This window comes from Pseudomonas sp. R2-37-08W (assembly GCF_003851705.1).
In the GTDB taxonomy this organism is placed as follows: Bacteria; Pseudomonadota; Gammaproteobacteria; order Pseudomonadales; family Pseudomonadaceae; genus Aquipseudomonas.
Window position 1 is genome coordinate 5,520,385 of record NZ_CP027728.1, and the last position, 16,099, is coordinate 5,536,483.

Sequence of the window (16,099 nt, forward strand, 5' to 3'; positions counted from 1 at the left end):
AGGAAAGTCGATGAAGCGTGTCTTGCAGGCTCTCGTGGTGCTGGTTGTGCTGGTCGCCCTCGGCGCCGGCTGGTACGTCTACAGCAAGCAGCCCACTCGCCAGGGCACGGTCACGCTGACGCACCTGCAAGGCTCGGTCACGGTGCGCTACGACGACCGTGGCGTGCCGCATATCCGCGCCGGCAACGAGGCCGACCTGTACCGCGCCCTGGGCTATGTGCATGCCCAGGACCGGCTGTTCCAGATGGAAATCATGCGCCGCCTGGCCCGTGGCGAGCTGGCCGAGGTGCTCGGGCCCAAGGTGCTGGAAACCGACAAGCTGTTTCGCAGCCTGCGGATACGCGAGCGCGCCTCAAGCTACGTCGAGCACATGAACACCGACTCGGCCGCCTGGAAGGCCCTGCACGCCTACTTGGACGGGATCAACCAATATCAGGCCAGCCACGCCAGCCCGATGGAGTTCGACGTGCTGGGCATCCCCAAGTGCCCGTTCACCGCCGAGGACTCCATCAGTGTCGCCGGGTATATGGCCTACAGCTTTGCTGCGGCCTTTCGTACCGAACCGCTGCTGACTTACGTACGCGACCAACTGGGCAGCGACTACCTCAAGGTCTTCGACCTCGATTGGCAAGCCAAAGGCGCCCTTAACCTGGCGTCCGGCGACTGGAAGACCCTTGGCGCCCTCGCCAGCCTGAGCGAGCAGGCCCTGGCTGACAACGGTTTGCCGCAATTTGAAGGCAGCAATGCCTGGGCCATCAGCGGCAGTCGTACCCAGAGCGGTAAGCCATTGCTGGCGGGCGACCCCCATATCCGCTTCTCGGTGCCGTCGGTGTGGTACGAGGCGCAGCTGTCGGCGCCCGGCTTTGAGTTGTATGGCTACCACAACGCGCTGGTGCCGGTGGCCTTCCTCGGGCACAACCTGGACTTCGGCTGGAGCCTGACCATGTTCCAGAACGACGACCTCGACCTGATCGCCGAAAAGGTCAACCCGGCCAACCCCAACCAGGTCTGGTATCACGGCCAGTGGGTCGACATGAGCAGCAGCGAACAGCAGATCCAGGTCAAGGGCCAGGCCCCGGTCACGCTGACCCTGCGCCGCTCGCCCCACGGCCCGATCGTCAATGACGTGCTCGGTGAAAACGCCGGCACCACGCCGATCGCCATGTGGTGGGCGTTCCTCGACAGCGAAAACCCGATCCTCGAGGGTTTCTACCAGCTCAACCGTGCCGACTCCCTGGCCAAGGCACGTGCGGCGGCGGCCAACGTCTCGGCGCCTGGGCTGAATATCGTGTGGGCCAATGCCAAGGGCGATATTGGCTGGTGGGCGGCGGCGCAATTGCCGATACGCCCGGCCGGCGTCAACCCGACGTTCATCCTCGACGGCAGTACCGCCCAGGCCGACAAGCTGGGTTTCTACCCTTTCAGCGCCAACCCCCAGGAAGAAAACCCGGCGCGCGGCTATGTGGTCTCCGCCAATGCCCAGCCGGCGTCACCCACCGGCATGGAGATCCCCGGTTATTACAACCTGGCCGACCGTGGCCAGCAGCTGAATGCGCAGTTGAGCGACAGCAGCGTGAAGTGGGACGTCAACAACAGCCAGGCCCTGCAACTGGGCACCACCACTGCCTTTGGGCCACGCCTGCTGGCGCCGCTGTTGCCGGTGCTGCGTGAGGTGGTCACAGACCCGGCGCAGTTGAAGCTCGTAGAACAACTGGCAAGCTGGAAAGGCGACTACCCGCTGGATTCCACCAGCGCCACCCTGTTCAACCAATTGCTGTTCAACCTCGCTGACGCCACCTTCCACCCGAAGCTGGGCGACGCTATGTTCAAGACCCTGCTCGGCACCCGCGTGATCGACGCCGCCCTGCCACGCTTGGCCGCCACGCCGGATTCGCCCTGGTGGAACGGCACGCGCGCCGGCACCGTCAAGTTGGCCTGGGATAACAGCCTGGCGCATTTGAAAGCCACCTTCGGCGATGACCCGTCCCAGTGGCAGTGGGGCAAGGCGCACACCCTGACCCACGGCCACCCGCTGGGCATGCAGAAGCCGCTGGACAGGCTATTCAACGTGGGCCCCTTCGCGGCGCCGGGCAGCCACGAAGTGCCGAACAACCAGACCGCCATGATCGGCCCGGCGCCCTGGCCGGTGACCTACGGCCCCTCGACCCGCCGCCTGATCGACTTCGCCGACGCGGCCCATGCCTTGACCATCAACCCGGTGGGGCAAAGCGGTGTGCCCTTTGATGCTCACTACAGCGATCAGGCGCAAACCTATATCGAAGGCGGCTACGAGCAGGCGCATTTCAATGAAGAGGAAATCACGGCCAATACTCGTGGCACCCTCAAGCTGCTACCGGCCAGATAAGCTACACGGGCGCCGCGAAATTGAGCCTGAACTGTTGCGGCGTCACGCCCAGGCGACGGTTGAACACGCTGCGCATGTGCTGCGCATCGCGAAAACCGCATTGGTAGGCCACCGTCTTGAGCGGCGCGTGCGTGCTTTCGAGCATGACCCGCGCTGCATCAACCCGCGCCCTCTCCACAAATTCCGCCGGCGTAATTCGTGCTTCACGGGCGAACACCCGGGAGAAATTGCGCGCACTCATATTCGCCGCCCTGGCCAGGTCGGCAATGCCCAGGTCCCCGGTCAGGTTCGCCAGCACGTACAACTGCACCAACGCCACCGCCGAGGTGGTTTCTGCATGGGGCGTGAGGAACGGGCTGAACTGTGACTGGCCGCCCGAGCGCTGGGTGAACACCACCAGACGCTTGGCCACGCTCAACGCGACTTCCGGTCCATGGTCCTGGGCCAGCAGGTACAGCGACAGGTCGATCCCCGCCGTGACCCCGGCCGAGGTGTAGAGGTTGCCGTCCTGCACATACAGGCGGTCGGCTTCGACGTGGGCCGAGGGGCACAACCGGGCCAGGTCGGCAGCGTCTCCCCAATGGGTGGTGACGGTTTTACCGTCCAGCAGACCGGCGCGGGCCAGCATGAAGGCGCCATTGCAGATCGAACCAAAGCGTCGCGCCCGCGCGGCGGCAGCGCGCAGCCAGTCATCGAACGCCGGGCCAAAAACCTCGAACGGCAACTGCGGGCCGCCGGCGACCAGCAACAGGTCATAACCCTGCAGGGCCTCGCTGTAATGCCGGTGGGCCTGCAATGACAACCCGTTGGAACAGGCCATGCTGCCGTGTGCAAAGCCGATCACGTCCAGCTGATAGTGGTCTTCAGCCGCGAGGAAGCGGTTGGCCTCGCAGAACACATCCATAGGCCCGGTCACGTCCAGTGACTGGACGCCAGGGAAGATCAGGATGGCGACGGTTTTTTGCATGAACGACAGACCTTTTCTAACTGGAAAAACACAGAACCCTGTGGGAGGGGGCTTGCTCCCGATGAGGCCGTGTCAGTCAATACATGTATGACTGACCCACCGCCATCGGGAGCAAGCCCCCTCCCACATTTGGATTGTCGCAGGCCTTACCCTAGCCGATTTTGCCTTGGCACGATGTGTCGACACATTGGCCGGGATCGCTCCCTCGTCGCCATAGCCCTCACACGCAAGCACGACCAGACTGGATGCTTCCCAGAGGAGAGCCCCCATGAGCACCACCATCGCCGGTATCAAGATCCCCGACAGCGCCCTGGCCAGGGCCACCACGGAATATATCCGCGACATCGAGTCCGACCTGCTCTACCACCACTCCCGCCGGGTATTCCTGTTCGGCGCATTGAGCGGTGAGCGCAAGCAGTTGGCGTACAACCCGGAGTTGCTGTACGTCGGCGCAATGTTCCACGACCTCGGCCTGGTGGAAGGCCACCGCAGCGCCGACGAACGCTTCGAAGTGGACGGGGCCAACGCGGCGGCCGCTTTCCTCAAGCCTTATGGGCTCAGTGATGACGATATCGAACAGGTATGGCTGTCCATTGCCCTGCACACCACGCCGGGCGTGCCGCAGCATCTGCGCCCGACCGTGGCGCTGGTGACGGCAGGGGTGGAGATGGACGTGTTGGGCCTGGACTACGCCGCGTTCAGCAACGTGCAGCGCGAAGCCGTGGTGCATGCGCATCCACGCGGTGAGGGATTCAAGGAATGCATCATCTGCGCGTTCGCCGATGGCTTGCGTCATCGCCCGCAGACCACGTTTGGCAACGTCAAGACCGACGTGCTGGTGGATCAGGAGCCGGGGTTCAAGCCGATGAATTTTGTGGAGGTGATTCGCACCTCACCCTGGACTTGAAATGCAATCAAATGTGGGAGGGGGCTTGCTCCCGATGGCGGTGGGTCAGTCAACAGGTGCGGTGACTGACACTCAGCAATCGGGGGCAAGCCCCCTCCCACATTTGGATCTCACCAGGCTTCAGACCGGTGCGGGCGCCCGGCGCGCGTCCGGCTGTTTCCAGCCATCCGCCGCCGCTTCTTCAATCGCTTGCTGGATAGCTTTCTTGCGATGCTCCTCGGCCCGACGGCTGAAGAACCACACCAGGAAGGTCACCAGCGACACCGCCAGCAGAATCAGGCTAGCCACCGCGTTGATCTCAGGTTTGACCCCAAGGCGCACGGCCGAGAACACTTCCATCGGCAAGGTCGTCGAACCCGGGCCCGAGACGAAGCTGGCCAGTACCAGGTCATCCAGCGACAGCGCGAACGACATCATGCCGCCCGCCGCCAGCGATGGCGCGATCATCGGGATGGTGATCAGGAAGAACACCTTCCACGGCCGCGCCCCCAGGTCCATCGCCGCTTCCTCGATCGACAGGTCCAGTTCACGCAAGCGTGCCGACACCACCACCGCCACATACGCCGCGCAGAAGGTGGTGTGGGCGATCCAGATGGTGACAATGCCACGCTCCTGGGGCCAGCCGATCATCTGCGCCATGGCCACGAACAGCAGCAACAGCGACAGGCCGGTGATCACTTCCGGCATCACCAACGGCGCCGTGACCAGGCCGCCGAACAGCGTACGGCCCTTGAACTGGCTGATGCGTGTCAGCACGAACGCCGCCAGCGTACCCAGCGCCACCGCCGCCACCGCCGTGTAGCAGGCGATTTCCAGGGAACGCGCCACCGAGCCCATCAACTGGGTGTTGTCCAGCAGGCCCACGTACCACTTGATCGACCAACCGCCCCACACCGTCACCAGCTTGGATTCGTTGAACGAGTAGATCACCAGGATCAGCATCGGCAGGTAGATGAACAACAACCCCACGACCAGCATGAAGCTGGAGAAACGAAAGCGTTTCATATCTTGCCCTCCAGCTCTTTGGCCTGGCTGCGGTTGAACAGAATGATCGGCACGATCAGGATCGCCAGCATCACCACGGCCAATGCAGAGGCCACCGGCCAGTCACGGTTGTTGAAGAATTCTTGCCACAGCACTTTACCGATCATCAGGGTTTCCGGGCCGCCGAGCAGTTCAGGAATCACGAACTCGCCCACCACCGGGATAAACACCAGCATTGCGCCTGCGATAATGCCGTTCTTGGACAGCGGCACGGTGATTTTCCAGAAGCTGTTGAAGGTGCTCGAACCCAGGTCCGATGCGGCTTCCAGCAGGCTCTGGTCGTGTTTGACCAGGTTGGCGTACAGCGGCAGGATCATGAACGGCAGGTACGAATAGACCACGCCGATATACACCGCGATGTTGGTGTTGAGGATCTGCAGCGGTTCATTGATCAGCCCCATGGACATCAGGAAGCCGTTGAGCAAACCGTTGTTGCTGAGGATGCCCATCCACGCATAGACGCGGATCAGAATCGCGGTCCAGGTCGGCATCATGATCAACAGCACCAGCACCGTTTGCATTTCCTTGCGTGCGGTGGCGATGGCGTAGGCCATCGGGTAGCCGATCAGCAGGCACAGCAGCGTGCTGAAAAAGGCCATCTTCAGCGAGCCCAGGTACGCGGCGATGTAGAGCTCATCGCCCGCCAGCAAGCTGTAGTTGGCCAGGTTCAGCACCACTTGCAGCTTTTGCTCAACGTAGGTGTAGATCTCGGTGTAGGGCGGGATCGCCACATCGGCTTCGGCAAAGCTGATTTTCAGCACAATGAAAAACGGCAGTGCGAAAAACAGAAACAGCCAGAGGAAGGGAATCCCGATGACCACCTGCTTGCCACTGGGCACGATGCGATCCAAGCGCCGCTTGAATTTCTTCATGTTCATGAGCGCAGTACCACGCCGCTGTCGTCTTCCCACCAGACGTACACCTGGTCGCCCCAGGTCGGGCGCTGGCCACGGCGTTCGGCGTTGGCGACGAAGGACTGCACCAGCTTGCCGCTCGGCAGCTCCACATAGAACACCGAGTGGCCGCCCAGGTAGGCGATGTCGTGGACTTTACCGCTGGACCAGTTGTGTTCGCAGGTCGGCATCTGGGTTGTGACCAGCAGTTTTTCCGGGCGGATGGCGTAAGTCACCGACTTGTCTTCCACTGCGGTGGCGATGCCGTAGCCCACGTAGATATCACGGTCCAGGTCCGGGCACTTGAGCACGGCGTGGCCTTCGGCGTCGTCCACCACTTGGGTGTCGAAGATATTGACGTTGCCGATGAACTCGCACACCAGGCGGCTGGTGGGCGTTTCGTAGATGTCGATCGGGCTGCCGATCTGGGCGATCCAGCCCAGGTGCATGATCGCGATGCGCTCGGCCATGGTCATGGCCTCTTCCTGATCGTGGGTCACCATCACACAGGTCACGCCGACGCGTTCGATGATCTCGACCAGCTCAAGCTGCATCTGCGAGCGCAGCTTCTTGTCGAGTGCGCCCATCGGCTCATCGAGCAGCAGCAGTTTCGGGCGCTTGGCCAGGGAACGGGCCAGGGCCACACGCTGGCGTTGGCCGCCGGACAACTGGTGCGGCTTGCGCTTGGCGTACTGGCTCATCTGCACCAGCTTGAGCATCTCGGCCACGCGAGCGTCGACTTCAGCCTTGGGGATCTTGTCCTGTTGCAGGCCGAAGGCGATGTTCTGTGCCACGGTCATGTGCGGGAACAAGGCGTAGGACTGGAACATCATGTTGATCGGCCGCTCGTAGGGTGGCATGTCGGTGATGTCCACACCGTCGAGGTAGATGCGGCCTTCGGTCGGGCGCTCGAAGCCTGCGAGCATGCGCAGCAAGGTGGACTTGCCCGAACCCGAACCGCCGAGCAAGGCGAAGATCTCGCCTTTCTTGATTTCCAGGGACACATCGTCCACCGCAATCGTCTCGTCGAACTTCTTCGTGACCCGGTCGATTTTGACCAACACCTTTTTCGGTGTCTGGTCGCCCTCGAGGGCTTTCTTATAGGCGCCGGAGGCAACTGCCATTTACGAAACTCCCAAAAAAAGAGTACAGCTCGCCCGGTGCAGGCGAACCTTGAATAGTTTGAGCCTTACTTGCCCGTCTTGACCTTGGTCCAGCTACGGGTCATTAAACGCTGCACGTTCGGGGGTAGCTCGAAGTTGACGAATGTCCGGTCGAGAACCGCCTGCGGTGGGTAAACCGCTGCGTCGGTGCGTATCGATTGCTCCATCAGTTTGTCCGCCCCGGGGTTAGGGTTGGCATAACCGACGTGATCACTGACCTGAGCGATCACTTCAGGTTGCAGCAAATAGTTGATGAAGGCGTGAGCCTCTTTGACATTGGCGGCGTCCTTGGGGATCGCCAGCACGTCAAACCACAGGTTGCCGCCCTCCTTGGGAATCGCGTAGGCGATGTTCACGCCTTTGCCCGCCTCGCTTGCGCGGGCCTTGGCCTGGAACACATCACCGGAGAAACCGGCCGCCACGCAAATATTGCCGTTGGCCAGGTCCGAGATGTATTTGGAGGAATGGAAGTAGGTCACGTAGGGCCGTACTTTCAGCAGTTTTTCCTCGGCCTTCTTGTAGTCGGCCGGGTTGGTGCTGTTCGGGTCCAGGCCCATGTAGTTGAGCACGGCCGGCAGCATTTCATCCGCCGAATCCATGAACGAAACGCCGCAGGTGGCGAGCTTCTTCATGTTTTCCGGTTCGAACAGCATGGCCCAGGAGTCGATCTTGTCGACGCCCAGCACCTCCTTCACTTTGTCGACGTTGTAACCGATGCCATTGGTGCCCCACAGGTACGGCACGGCGTAGGCGTTGCCCGGATCATTTTTCTCAAGACGCTTGAGCAATGCCGGGTCAAGGTTGGCGTAATTGGTCAGCAGGGACTTATCCAGCTTCTGGAACGCCCCGGCCTTGATCTGCTTGCCCAAAAAGTGGTTGGACGGCACCACCACGTCGTAGCCGGTACGCCCGGCGAGCAGCTTGCCTTCCAGGGTTTCGTTGGAATCGAACACGTCATAGACGGGCTTGATACCGGTGGCCTTTTCGAAGTTGGCCAATGTGTCGGGGCCGATGTAGTCCGACCAGTTATAAACATGCACGGTCGGTGCGGCCTGCACGCTGACAGCCAGCGTGATACCTGCACCCACCAGCAAGGCTTTGCGAAATAAAGAAATTGGCAAGTGGAGGTCCTCTTAAATAGTTGGCCCTAGAGTTGTTGCCCGGCAACAAAACCGGCGCGCAACTTACCCTCGATAAACCGATCCGGCAAAACTTTCTTTCATCTAATGTGTGGGAGGGGGCTTGCCCCCGATGGCGGGGTGTCAGCTTGCACATGTGTTTCTGATGCAACGCCATCGGGGGCAAGCCCCCTCCCACAGGTTTTAAGGCTTATTTACCGGATTTGATCTTGGTCCAGCTGCGCGTCATCTCGCGCTGGGTCGCAGCCGGCAAGTCGGCAATCGCGTAGAGCTTGGCCTGCACTTCTGCCGACGGGTAGATGCCCGGGTCGCTGGTGATGTCTTTGTCGACCAGCGCGGTGGCCTTCTCGTTGCCGTTCGGGAAGCGCACGCTGTTGGTGATCGACGCCATGACTTCCGGCTTGAGCAGGTAGTTCATGAATGCGTAGGCGGCTTCAACGTTTTCGGCATCTTTCGGGATGGCGACCATGTCGAAGAAGCTGCCGGCGCCTTCTTTCGGAATGTCGTAGGCCACTTTGACTTTGCCACCGGCTTCAGCCGCACGGGACTTGGCCTGCTGGATGTCACCCGAGTAACCCACGGCCACGCAGATGTTGCCGTTGGCCAGGTCCGAGATGTACTTGGACGAGTGGAAGTAGCCAATCGACGGGCGGATTTTCAGGAACAGGTCTTCGGCTTGCTTGAGGTCGGCCTTCTTCTGGGTGTCGGTCGGCAGGCCCAGGTAATGCAGCGCGATCGGCAGCATTTCGGTCGGCGAGTCGAGGAAGCTCACGCCGCAGCTTTTCAGCTTGGCGATGTTTTCCGGCTTCATCAGCACATCCCACGACTCGATCTTGTCCACGCCCAGCGCGGCCTTAACCTTCTCCGGGTTGTAGCCGATACCAATCGAGCCCCACATGTACGGGAAGGCGTGCTTGTTGTCCGGGTCGCTGACCGACACGGCTTTAAGCAGGGATTTGTTCAGGTTGCTGTAATTGGGCAACTTGGACGTGTCCAGCTCCTGGTAGACACCGGCCTTGATCTGTTTGGCCAGGAAGTTGTTCGACGGTACGACGATGTCATAGCCGGACTTGCCCGCCAGCAACTTGGCTTCCAGGGTCTCGTTGCTGTCGAACACGTCGTACACCACCTTGATGCCCGACTCTTTTTCAAAGTTGGCGACGGTGTCCGGTGCAATGTAGTCGGACCAGTTATAGACGTGCAGCACTTTATTGTCCGCCTGGGCCGCGCTCGCCACTGCGCCCATCAGGGACAAGGCGAGGAGGGTCTTGCCAGCGTTCTTCAAACCTAATGCCTTCATTGGGTGATGCTCCGATTTTTCTTTTTGGGGCCGCAAGTTGTATGTGTTTCGGGCCCAGCCAAAGGGCAACAAAACAGGACGACAGTCTGGCAAGTTCGGGGGCCCGCTTTCAACCGGCCCCCACATTTATCTACACAGTCGCAGCACCCGAAAGCCGCTGCGCACTGAGCCTAGCACTTAGCCCTGCAATGCCGCCAAAGTCAGGTCCAGGCACTGGCGGGCCTTGGTCACCAGTTCGTCGATTTCGGCCTGGCTGATCACCAGCGGCGGCGAAATGATCATGGTGTCGCCCACGGCGCGCATGATCAGGCCATTCTCGAAGCAGAACGTGCGGCAGATCATGCCCGCGCCCTTCCCTTCGTAACGCTTGCGCGTGGCCTTGTCCTGCACCAGCTCGATTGCACCGAGCATGCCCACGCCGCGCACTTCACCCACCAGTGGATGGTCCGCCAGCTCCCTCAGACGTTTCTGCAAATACGGTGCCGTTTCGTCGTGTACACGGCTAACGATTTTTTCATCGCGCAGGATGCGGATGTTTTCCAGGGCCACCGCCGCCGCCACCGGGTGCCCGGAGTAGGTGAAACCGTGGTTGAAATCGCCGCCTTCGTTGAGCACGGCCACCACATCGTCGTGCACGATCAGGCCGCCCATGGGCACGTAGCCCGAGGTCAGGCCTTTGGCGATGGTCATCATGTGGGGCTTGAGGTCGTAGAAATCGCTGCCGAACCACTCGCCGGTACGACCGAAACCGCAGATCACTTCGTCGGCGACAAACAGGATGTCGTACTTGGCGAGGATTTCCTTGATGCGCGGCCAGTAGCTGTCGGGCGGCACGATCACCCCACCGGCGCCCTGGATCGGCTCGGCAATAAACGCACCGACCGTGTCCACGCCCAGCTCCAGGATCTTTTCTTCCAACTGGTTGGCGGCCCAGATCCCGAATTCGTCAGGGCTCATGTCGCCGCCTTCGCCAAACCAGTACGGTTGGGCGATGTGGGTGATGCCCGGGATCGGCAAGTCGCCCTGTTCATGCATGTAGGTCATGCCGCCCAGGCTGGCGCCGGCCACCGTGGAGCCGTGGTAGCCATTCTTGCGGCTGATGATGGTTTTCTTGTTGGGCTGGCCTTTGATCGCCCAGTAGTGGCGGACCATGCGCAACATGGTGTCGTTGCCTTCGGAGCCGGAACCGGTGAAGAACACGTGGTTCATGCCCGCGGGTGCGACTTCGGAAATGACTTTGGCCAGCTCGAGTACCGGCGGGTGAGCGGTCTGGAAGAACAGGTTGTAGTACGGCAGTTCTTTCATCTGCTTGGCGGCGGCGTCTGCCAGTTCATCGCGACCGTAGCCGATCGCCACGCACCACAGGCCGGCCATGCCGTCGAGGATCTTGTTGCCTTCGCTGTCCCACAGGTAAACGCCGTGGGCTTTGGTGATGATCCTTGGGCCTTTCTCTTTCAATTGCTTGAAGTCGCTGAACGGCGCCAGGTGGTGATCATTGCTCAAGGCTTGCCATTCACGGGTTTGCGGGTTGTTGCTGGACATACCGATCTCCTAGACATTTCAGGTGGGGGCGCGCTGTTCCAGCAGCGCGCCCGGCGCATCAGACGGCAAAGAGCAGGAATTCCCGCTCCCACGAACTGATCACGCGCTTGAAGTTTTCATGCTCGGCCCGCTTGACCGCGACGTAGCCGGTGATGAACTTCTGACCCAGGTATTTCTCGATGGTCTTGCTGTTTTCCATGCGTTCCAGCGCGTCTTCGATGGTCAGCGGCAGGCGCAGGTTGCGTCGCTCGTAGCCACGCCCCACCACGGGTGCGCTCGGGTTATGGCCTTCGACCATGCCGATGTAGCCACACAGCAAGCTGGCGGCAATCGCCAGGTACGGGTTGGCATCGGCGCCCGGCAAACGGTTTTCCACGCGGCGGTTCTGCGGGCCGGCATCCGGTACGCGCAGGCCCACGGTGCGGTTTTCTTCGCCCCACTCCACGTTCACCGGCGCCGAGGTGTCGGGCAGGAAGCGGCGGAACGAGTTCACGTTGGGCGCGAATAAAGGCAGCAATTCGGGGATGAATTTCTGCAGGCCGCCGATGTGATTGAGGAACAGTTGGCTCATGGTCCCGTCTTCATTGGAGAAGACGTTCTTGCCGGTGGCGATCTCGATAATGCTCTGGTGCAAGTGCATCGCGCTGCCGGGCTCGCCGGTCATCGGCTTGGCCATGAAGGTGGCGGCCACGTTGTGCTTGAGCGCCGCTTCACGCATGGTGCGCTTGAACACCAGGATCTGGTCGGCCAGGGACAGCGCATCGCCGTGACGGAAGTTGATTTCCATCTGCGCGGTGCCGTCTTCGTGGATCAGCGTGTCGAGGTCCAGTTCCTGCAGCTCGCACCAGTCGTAGACGTCTTCGAACAGTGGGTCGAATTCGTTGGCGGCTTCTATAGAGAAGGACTGGCGGCCCGTCTCCGGGCGACCGGAGCGGCCGATGGGCGGTTGCAGCGGAAAGTCCGGGTCTTCGCAGCGCTTGGTCAGGTAGAACTCCATCTCCGGCGCCACGATGGGCTGCCAGCCACGGTCGGCGTAGAGCTTGAGGACCTTCTTGAGCACGTTGCGCGGCGACAGCTCGATCGGGTTGCCTTGCTTGTCGTAGGTGTCGTGGATCACCTGGGCGGTCGGCTCGATGGCCCAGGGCACCAGGAACACCGCGTTCTGGTCGGGGCGGCAGATCATGTCGATGTCGGCCGGGTCGAGCAATTCGTAATAGATGTCGTCTTCGACATAGTCGCCGGTCACGGTCTGCAGCAGAACGCTCTCGGGCAGGCGCATGCCTTTTTCGGCGATGAACTTGTTGGTCGGCGAGATCTTGCCCCGGGTGATACCGGTGAGGTCGCCAATCATGCATTCGACTTCTGTGATCTTGTGGTCTTTCAACCAATCGGTGAGCTGGTCGAGGTTGTTACTCATAAATGCCTCTGGGCTGGGTTTCCTGGCATCCATTAAAAGGCCAGGCGTTGGTTGACGCAGCATCCGCGTCGTTTTGTTCACTCAGGGTAGGAGCTTACCTGCCATTTGCTGCAGCGTTGCATTCCTCACGCCAAACTTGTGCAGAATCATGAGCAGCACCCTGTATTGGCGCTGCCGAGCGGCACCGTCGAGACAAACGAAGGGAAAAAGAGAGGGTCGGCCCAAGCGTCAAGAATATTGGCCGGTGCGCAGGGATACACGCTGCAGGAATAAACGGAACACACAGCCTGGCTGAAGCAGGCCAAGACGCCAGTTGGCGGCAGGCGAGACATGAAGCACCCCGGTATTATTGCTGTTATGGGTTTGAATCGAGCTTAGCCTTGTGCATTTTTTTACACAACACCCCCGTAAAAAATACAACACGGCCCGCTCAAGCCTGCAGGTCCCAAGACCCTCAAACCCAAAAAACCGCCCCAAAAAGCCCCAAAAAAGGCGCCCTGGCGCTTTTTCAGGGCAAAAAAGGCCTCGCTTGACTTCGGCATGCCGTTCGGGTTGACTGAAACCAGAAAAGATCAATGATTGATATTTTTAACAACAAAGGTGTTGCATCATGTCGGTACCCCCGCGTGCCGTTCAGCTTAACGAAGCGAACGCGTTCCTTAAGGATCATCCTGAGGTTCTGTACGTAGACCTTCTAATTGCGGATATGAATGGTGTGGTGCGCGGTAAGCGCATCGAACGCACCAGCCTCCACAAGGTTTACGAGAAGGGCATTAACCTGCCTGCCTCTTTATTTGCCCTGGATATCAACGGCTCTACGGTGGAAAGCACCGGCCTGGGCCTGGACATCGGTGATGCTGACCGAATCTGTTATCCAATCCCCGACACCCTGTGCAATGAGCCCTGGCAAAAGCGCCCCACCGCGCAACTGCTGATGACCATGCACGAACTGGAAGGTGAACCCTTCTTCGCCGATCCGCGCGAAGTGCTGCGCCAAGTGGTGAGCAAGTTCGACGACATGGGCCTGACCATCTGCGCCGCCTTCGAACTTGAGTTCTACCTGATCGACCAGGAGAACGTGAACGGCAGGCCACAACCGCCTCGCTCGCCGATTTCCGGCAAACGCCCGCACTCGACACAGGTCTACCTGATCGACGACCTCGACGAATACGTCGACTGCCTCCAGGACATTCTGGAAGGTGCCAAAGAGCAAGGCATCCCGGCCGACGCCATCGTCAAGGAAAGCGCCCCGGCGCAGTTCGAAGTGAACCTGCACCACGTCGCCGACCCGATCAAGGCATGCGACTACGCGGTACTGCTCAAGCGCCTGATCAAGAACATCGCCTACGACCATGAGATGGACACCACCTTCATGGCCAAGCCTTACCCAGGCCAGGCAGGCAACGGTTTGCACGTACACATCTCCATTCTGGACAAGGACGGCAAGAACATCTTTGCCAGCGAGGATCCCGAGCAGAACGCCGCATTGCGTCACGCGATCGGCGGTGTGCTCGAGACCCTGCCCGCCCAAATGGCGTTCCTGTGCCCCAACGTCAACTCCTACCGTCGTTTCGGCGCACAGTTCTACGTGCCGAACTCGCCGTGCTGGGGCCTGGACAACCGCACCGTGGCGATTCGCGTACCGACCGGCACAGCCGACTCCGTACGTATCGAACACCGCGTGGCGGGCGCCGACGCCAACCCTTACCTGCTGATGGCTTCGGTCCTGGCAGGCGTGCACCACGGTCTGACCAACAAGATCGAACCGGGCGCTCCCGTGGAAGGCAACAGCTACGAGCAGAACGAACAAAGCCTGCCGAACAACCTGCGCGATGCCCTGCGCGAGCTGGATGACAGCGAGGTGATGGCCAAGTACATCGATCCTAAATACATCGATATCTTCGTCGCCTGTAAGGAAAGTGAGCTGGAAGAGTTCGAACACTCCATCTCCGACCTTGAGTACAACTGGTATCTGCATACCGTTTAAACAGCGGCTGCAGAAAAAGAGCGCCGCAGAGCTTATGGCCTGCGGCGTTTTTTATGGGTTTCTTCTGAGGGACCGCGTTGGCAGCATCGGGAGCAAGCCCCCTTGTGTCTTGAGTCAGGATTAGACTGAGGGTGAGAGCGGTGAGTAGCAAGCTGAATGCCCCGAGTGCTTAAAGCACGTGTGGGAGCCCACGCTGCTACTCACCTCTCCGCTCTGGACATGAGCCCGAACAGTTGAACGAGCCCACCTCGAACAGTTACAAGCGTGGGCCAAGCCAGAGCGCTCTCACTCTAAGTGTAAGAGGATTTGGCCATGTTTTCCTGTTCTGCAGGCATTGATGTTTCCAAAGACAGTCTTGAGGTTCGGATTCATTCACTTGAGGCTGGGGTAAGCTGTTCCAACACTGAAAGAGAGTTACCGGCGTTGATCGGTTGGCTAATGCTTTACCAGGTTAATCGCGTGTTGGTGGAAGCCACGGGCGGCTACGAGCGCAAAGTCGTCAAAGCGGCCCAGGCTGCCGGCCTTGAGGTTATGTGCGTTAACCCCCGTCGCGCCAAAGAGTTTTCCAGAGCGATGGGTCAAAAAGCCAAAACCGACCCGATAGACGCAAAGTCTCTGGCGCACTATGCAGCCATTCTAGACTCGCCAAGTGCCCGAATCACAAGCCCGGAACACGACAAGCTGCGCGCGTTGGTCCAGCAGCGGGAACATTTTGTTCAGCAAAGAGATGACGACAGACGACGCCTGAAAACTGCTTCCTGCGATGCGGTAAAGCCTGCATTGCAGAGCCATATCGACTATTTGAACACGGCAGTGGAGGCGATAGATCAACTAATTCGTCAAAGTGCGAACGAGCTAGATAGCGAAAAGGTGGCTCGACTGTGTTCAGTCAAAGGCATCGGGTTGGTTACTGCCACCAGTCTTATGGCTTACCTGCCCGAGCTGGGAGAAATTGGCGGACGCCCTATCGCAGCATTAGCGGGACTCGCTCCGTACAACAACGACAGCGGAAGGCATAAAGGTGCACGTCATATCAGTGGCGGAAGGTTTTCAGCTCGTCGCTCACTTTACATGGCCTGTTGGGTGGTCATCCGGGACCAGCCAGAATTCGGGACTCGATATAAGGCGCTACGTGATAAAGGGAAATGCGCCAAAGTCGCGTTGATCGCCTGTATGCGCGTTTTGTTGGTACGCCTGAACGCGATGCTGCGCGACCGTACTGAATGGATAGAGCGCACCGCTTAGCGCGGTAGCAGCTATTTCGTTCAACATCGCACGGCCAAAGGCTGTGGGAGCTTTGCTGCCTATGAGAAATGACTTCTGAATTGAATCCATTAAGACAGTTGCTCCCACATTTGACTGCATTCCAAAGTTG

At 60.1% G+C, this 16,099-nt stretch carries 12 protein-coding genes; 4 read left to right on the forward strand and 8 right to left on the reverse strand.

The window, feature by feature from the left end; all coding sequences use genetic code 11:
- The first annotated feature begins 10 nt into the window (after positions 1-10).
- A complete protein-coding gene (locus C4J93_RS25605) occupies positions 11-2,365 on the forward strand; it encodes a penicillin acylase family protein (RefSeq protein WP_124430741.1) in 2,355 nt (784 codons plus the stop codon).
- 1 nt (position 2,366) lies between these two features.
- On the opposite strand, the gene C4J93_RS25610 is transcribed toward C4J93_RS25605, so the two are convergent.
- Complete coding sequence (locus tag C4J93_RS25610; RefSeq protein ID WP_124430742.1) at positions 2,367-3,332, reverse strand: GlxA family transcriptional regulator; 966 nt, start codon at positions 3,330-3,332, stop codon at positions 2,367-2,369.
- Positions 3,333-3,600: 268 nt separating this feature from the next.
- Here C4J93_RS25610 and C4J93_RS25615 point away from each other — a divergent pair, with 268 nt between their 5' ends.
- Positions 3,601-4,239 (forward strand): HD domain-containing protein, encoded by a 639-nt coding sequence (locus C4J93_RS25615; RefSeq protein ID WP_124364866.1) that lies wholly within the window; start codon positions 3,601-3,603, stop codon positions 4,237-4,239.
- Positions 4,240-4,359: 120 nt separating this feature from the next.
- Here C4J93_RS25615 and C4J93_RS25620 read toward each other — a convergent pair whose 3' ends face one another.
- The 7 genes from C4J93_RS25620 to C4J93_RS25650 all read right to left on the reverse strand — a co-directional run bounded on the left by C4J93_RS25620 (position 4,360) and on the right by C4J93_RS25650 (position 12,737).
- Positions 4,360-5,244 (reverse strand): ABC transporter permease subunit, encoded by an 885-nt coding sequence (locus C4J93_RS25620; protein WP_124364867.1) that lies wholly within the window; start codon positions 5,242-5,244, stop codon positions 4,360-4,362.
- Positions 5,241-6,161 carry an ABC transporter permease subunit gene (locus C4J93_RS25625; protein WP_124430743.1) on the reverse strand — a complete coding sequence of 307 codons (921 nt, stop codon included), beginning with the start codon at positions 6,159-6,161 and terminating at the stop codon, positions 5,241-5,243. Before C4J93_RS25625 ends, C4J93_RS25620 begins: the two co-directional genes overlap by 4 nt.
- Complete coding sequence (locus C4J93_RS25630; protein WP_065893882.1) at positions 6,158-7,300, reverse strand: ABC transporter ATP-binding protein; 1,143 nt, start codon at positions 7,298-7,300, stop codon at positions 6,158-6,160. Before C4J93_RS25630 ends, C4J93_RS25625 begins: the two co-directional genes overlap by 4 nt.
- A 65-nt stretch (positions 7,301-7,365) precedes the next feature.
- On the reverse strand, positions 7,366-8,460 hold the full coding sequence (locus tag C4J93_RS25635; protein WP_124430744.1) for a polyamine ABC transporter substrate-binding protein: 1,095 nt from the start codon (positions 8,458-8,460) through the stop codon (positions 7,366-7,368).
- Positions 8,461-8,668: 208 nt separating this feature from the next.
- Entirely contained in the window at positions 8,669-9,763 is a 1,095-nt protein-coding gene (locus C4J93_RS25640) for a polyamine ABC transporter substrate-binding protein (RefSeq protein ID WP_124430929.1), read from the reverse strand.
- A 192-nt stretch (positions 9,764-9,955) separates the two neighbouring features.
- A complete protein-coding gene (locus tag C4J93_RS25645; protein ID WP_124430745.1) occupies positions 9,956-11,320 on the reverse strand; it encodes an aspartate aminotransferase family protein in 1,365 nt (454 codons plus the stop codon).
- Positions 11,321-11,378: 58 nt separating this feature from the next.
- Complete coding sequence (locus tag C4J93_RS25650) at positions 11,379-12,737, reverse strand: glutamine synthetase family protein (RefSeq protein ID WP_124364870.1); 1,359 nt, start codon at positions 12,735-12,737, stop codon at positions 11,379-11,381.
- A gap of 610 nt (positions 12,738-13,347) precedes the next feature.
- On the opposite strand from C4J93_RS25650, the gene C4J93_RS25655 reads away from it, so the two are divergent.
- Both C4J93_RS25655 and C4J93_RS25660 read left to right on the forward strand, forming a co-directional pair.
- A complete protein-coding gene (locus C4J93_RS25655; protein WP_124364871.1) occupies positions 13,348-14,724 on the forward strand; it encodes a glutamine synthetase family protein in 1,377 nt (458 codons plus the stop codon).
- 312 nt (positions 14,725-15,036) lie between these two features.
- A complete protein-coding gene (locus tag C4J93_RS25660) occupies positions 15,037-15,969 on the forward strand; it encodes a transposase (RefSeq protein WP_124369104.1) in 933 nt (310 codons plus the stop codon).
- The last annotated feature ends 130 nt before the right edge of the window (positions 15,970-16,099 follow it).

Coding starts and splice junctions, on each gene's coding strand:
- C4J93_RS25660 (WP_124369104.1), top strand. CDS start 15,037: ATGTTTTCCTGTTCTGCAGGCATTGATGTTTCCAAAGACAGTCTTGAG.
- C4J93_RS25630 (WP_065893882.1), bottom strand. CDS start 7,300: ATGGCAGTTGCCTCCGGCGCCTATAAGAAAGCCCTCGAGGGCGACCAG.
- C4J93_RS25610 (WP_124430742.1), bottom strand. CDS start 3,332: ATGCAAAAAACCGTCGCCATCCTGATCTTCCCTGGCGTCCAGTCACTG.
- C4J93_RS25625 (WP_124430743.1), bottom strand. CDS start 6,161: ATGAACATGAAGAAATTCAAGCGGCGCTTGGATCGCATCGTGCCCAGT.
- C4J93_RS25605 (WP_124430741.1), top strand. CDS start 11: ATGAAGCGTGTCTTGCAGGCTCTCGTGGTGCTGGTTGTGCTGGTCGCC.
- C4J93_RS25620 (WP_124364867.1), bottom strand. CDS start 5,244: ATGAAACGCTTTCGTTTCTCCAGCTTCATGCTGGTCGTGGGGTTGTTG.
- C4J93_RS25650 (WP_124364870.1), bottom strand. CDS start 12,737: ATGAGTAACAACCTCGACCAGCTCACCGATTGGTTGAAAGACCACAAG.
- C4J93_RS25615 (WP_124364866.1), top strand. CDS start 3,601: ATGAGCACCACCATCGCCGGTATCAAGATCCCCGACAGCGCCCTGGCC.
- C4J93_RS25645 (WP_124430745.1), bottom strand. CDS start 11,320: ATGTCCAGCAACAACCCGCAAACCCGTGAATGGCAAGCCTTGAGCAAT.
- C4J93_RS25655 (WP_124364871.1), top strand. CDS start 13,348: ATGTCGGTACCCCCGCGTGCCGTTCAGCTTAACGAAGCGAACGCGTTC.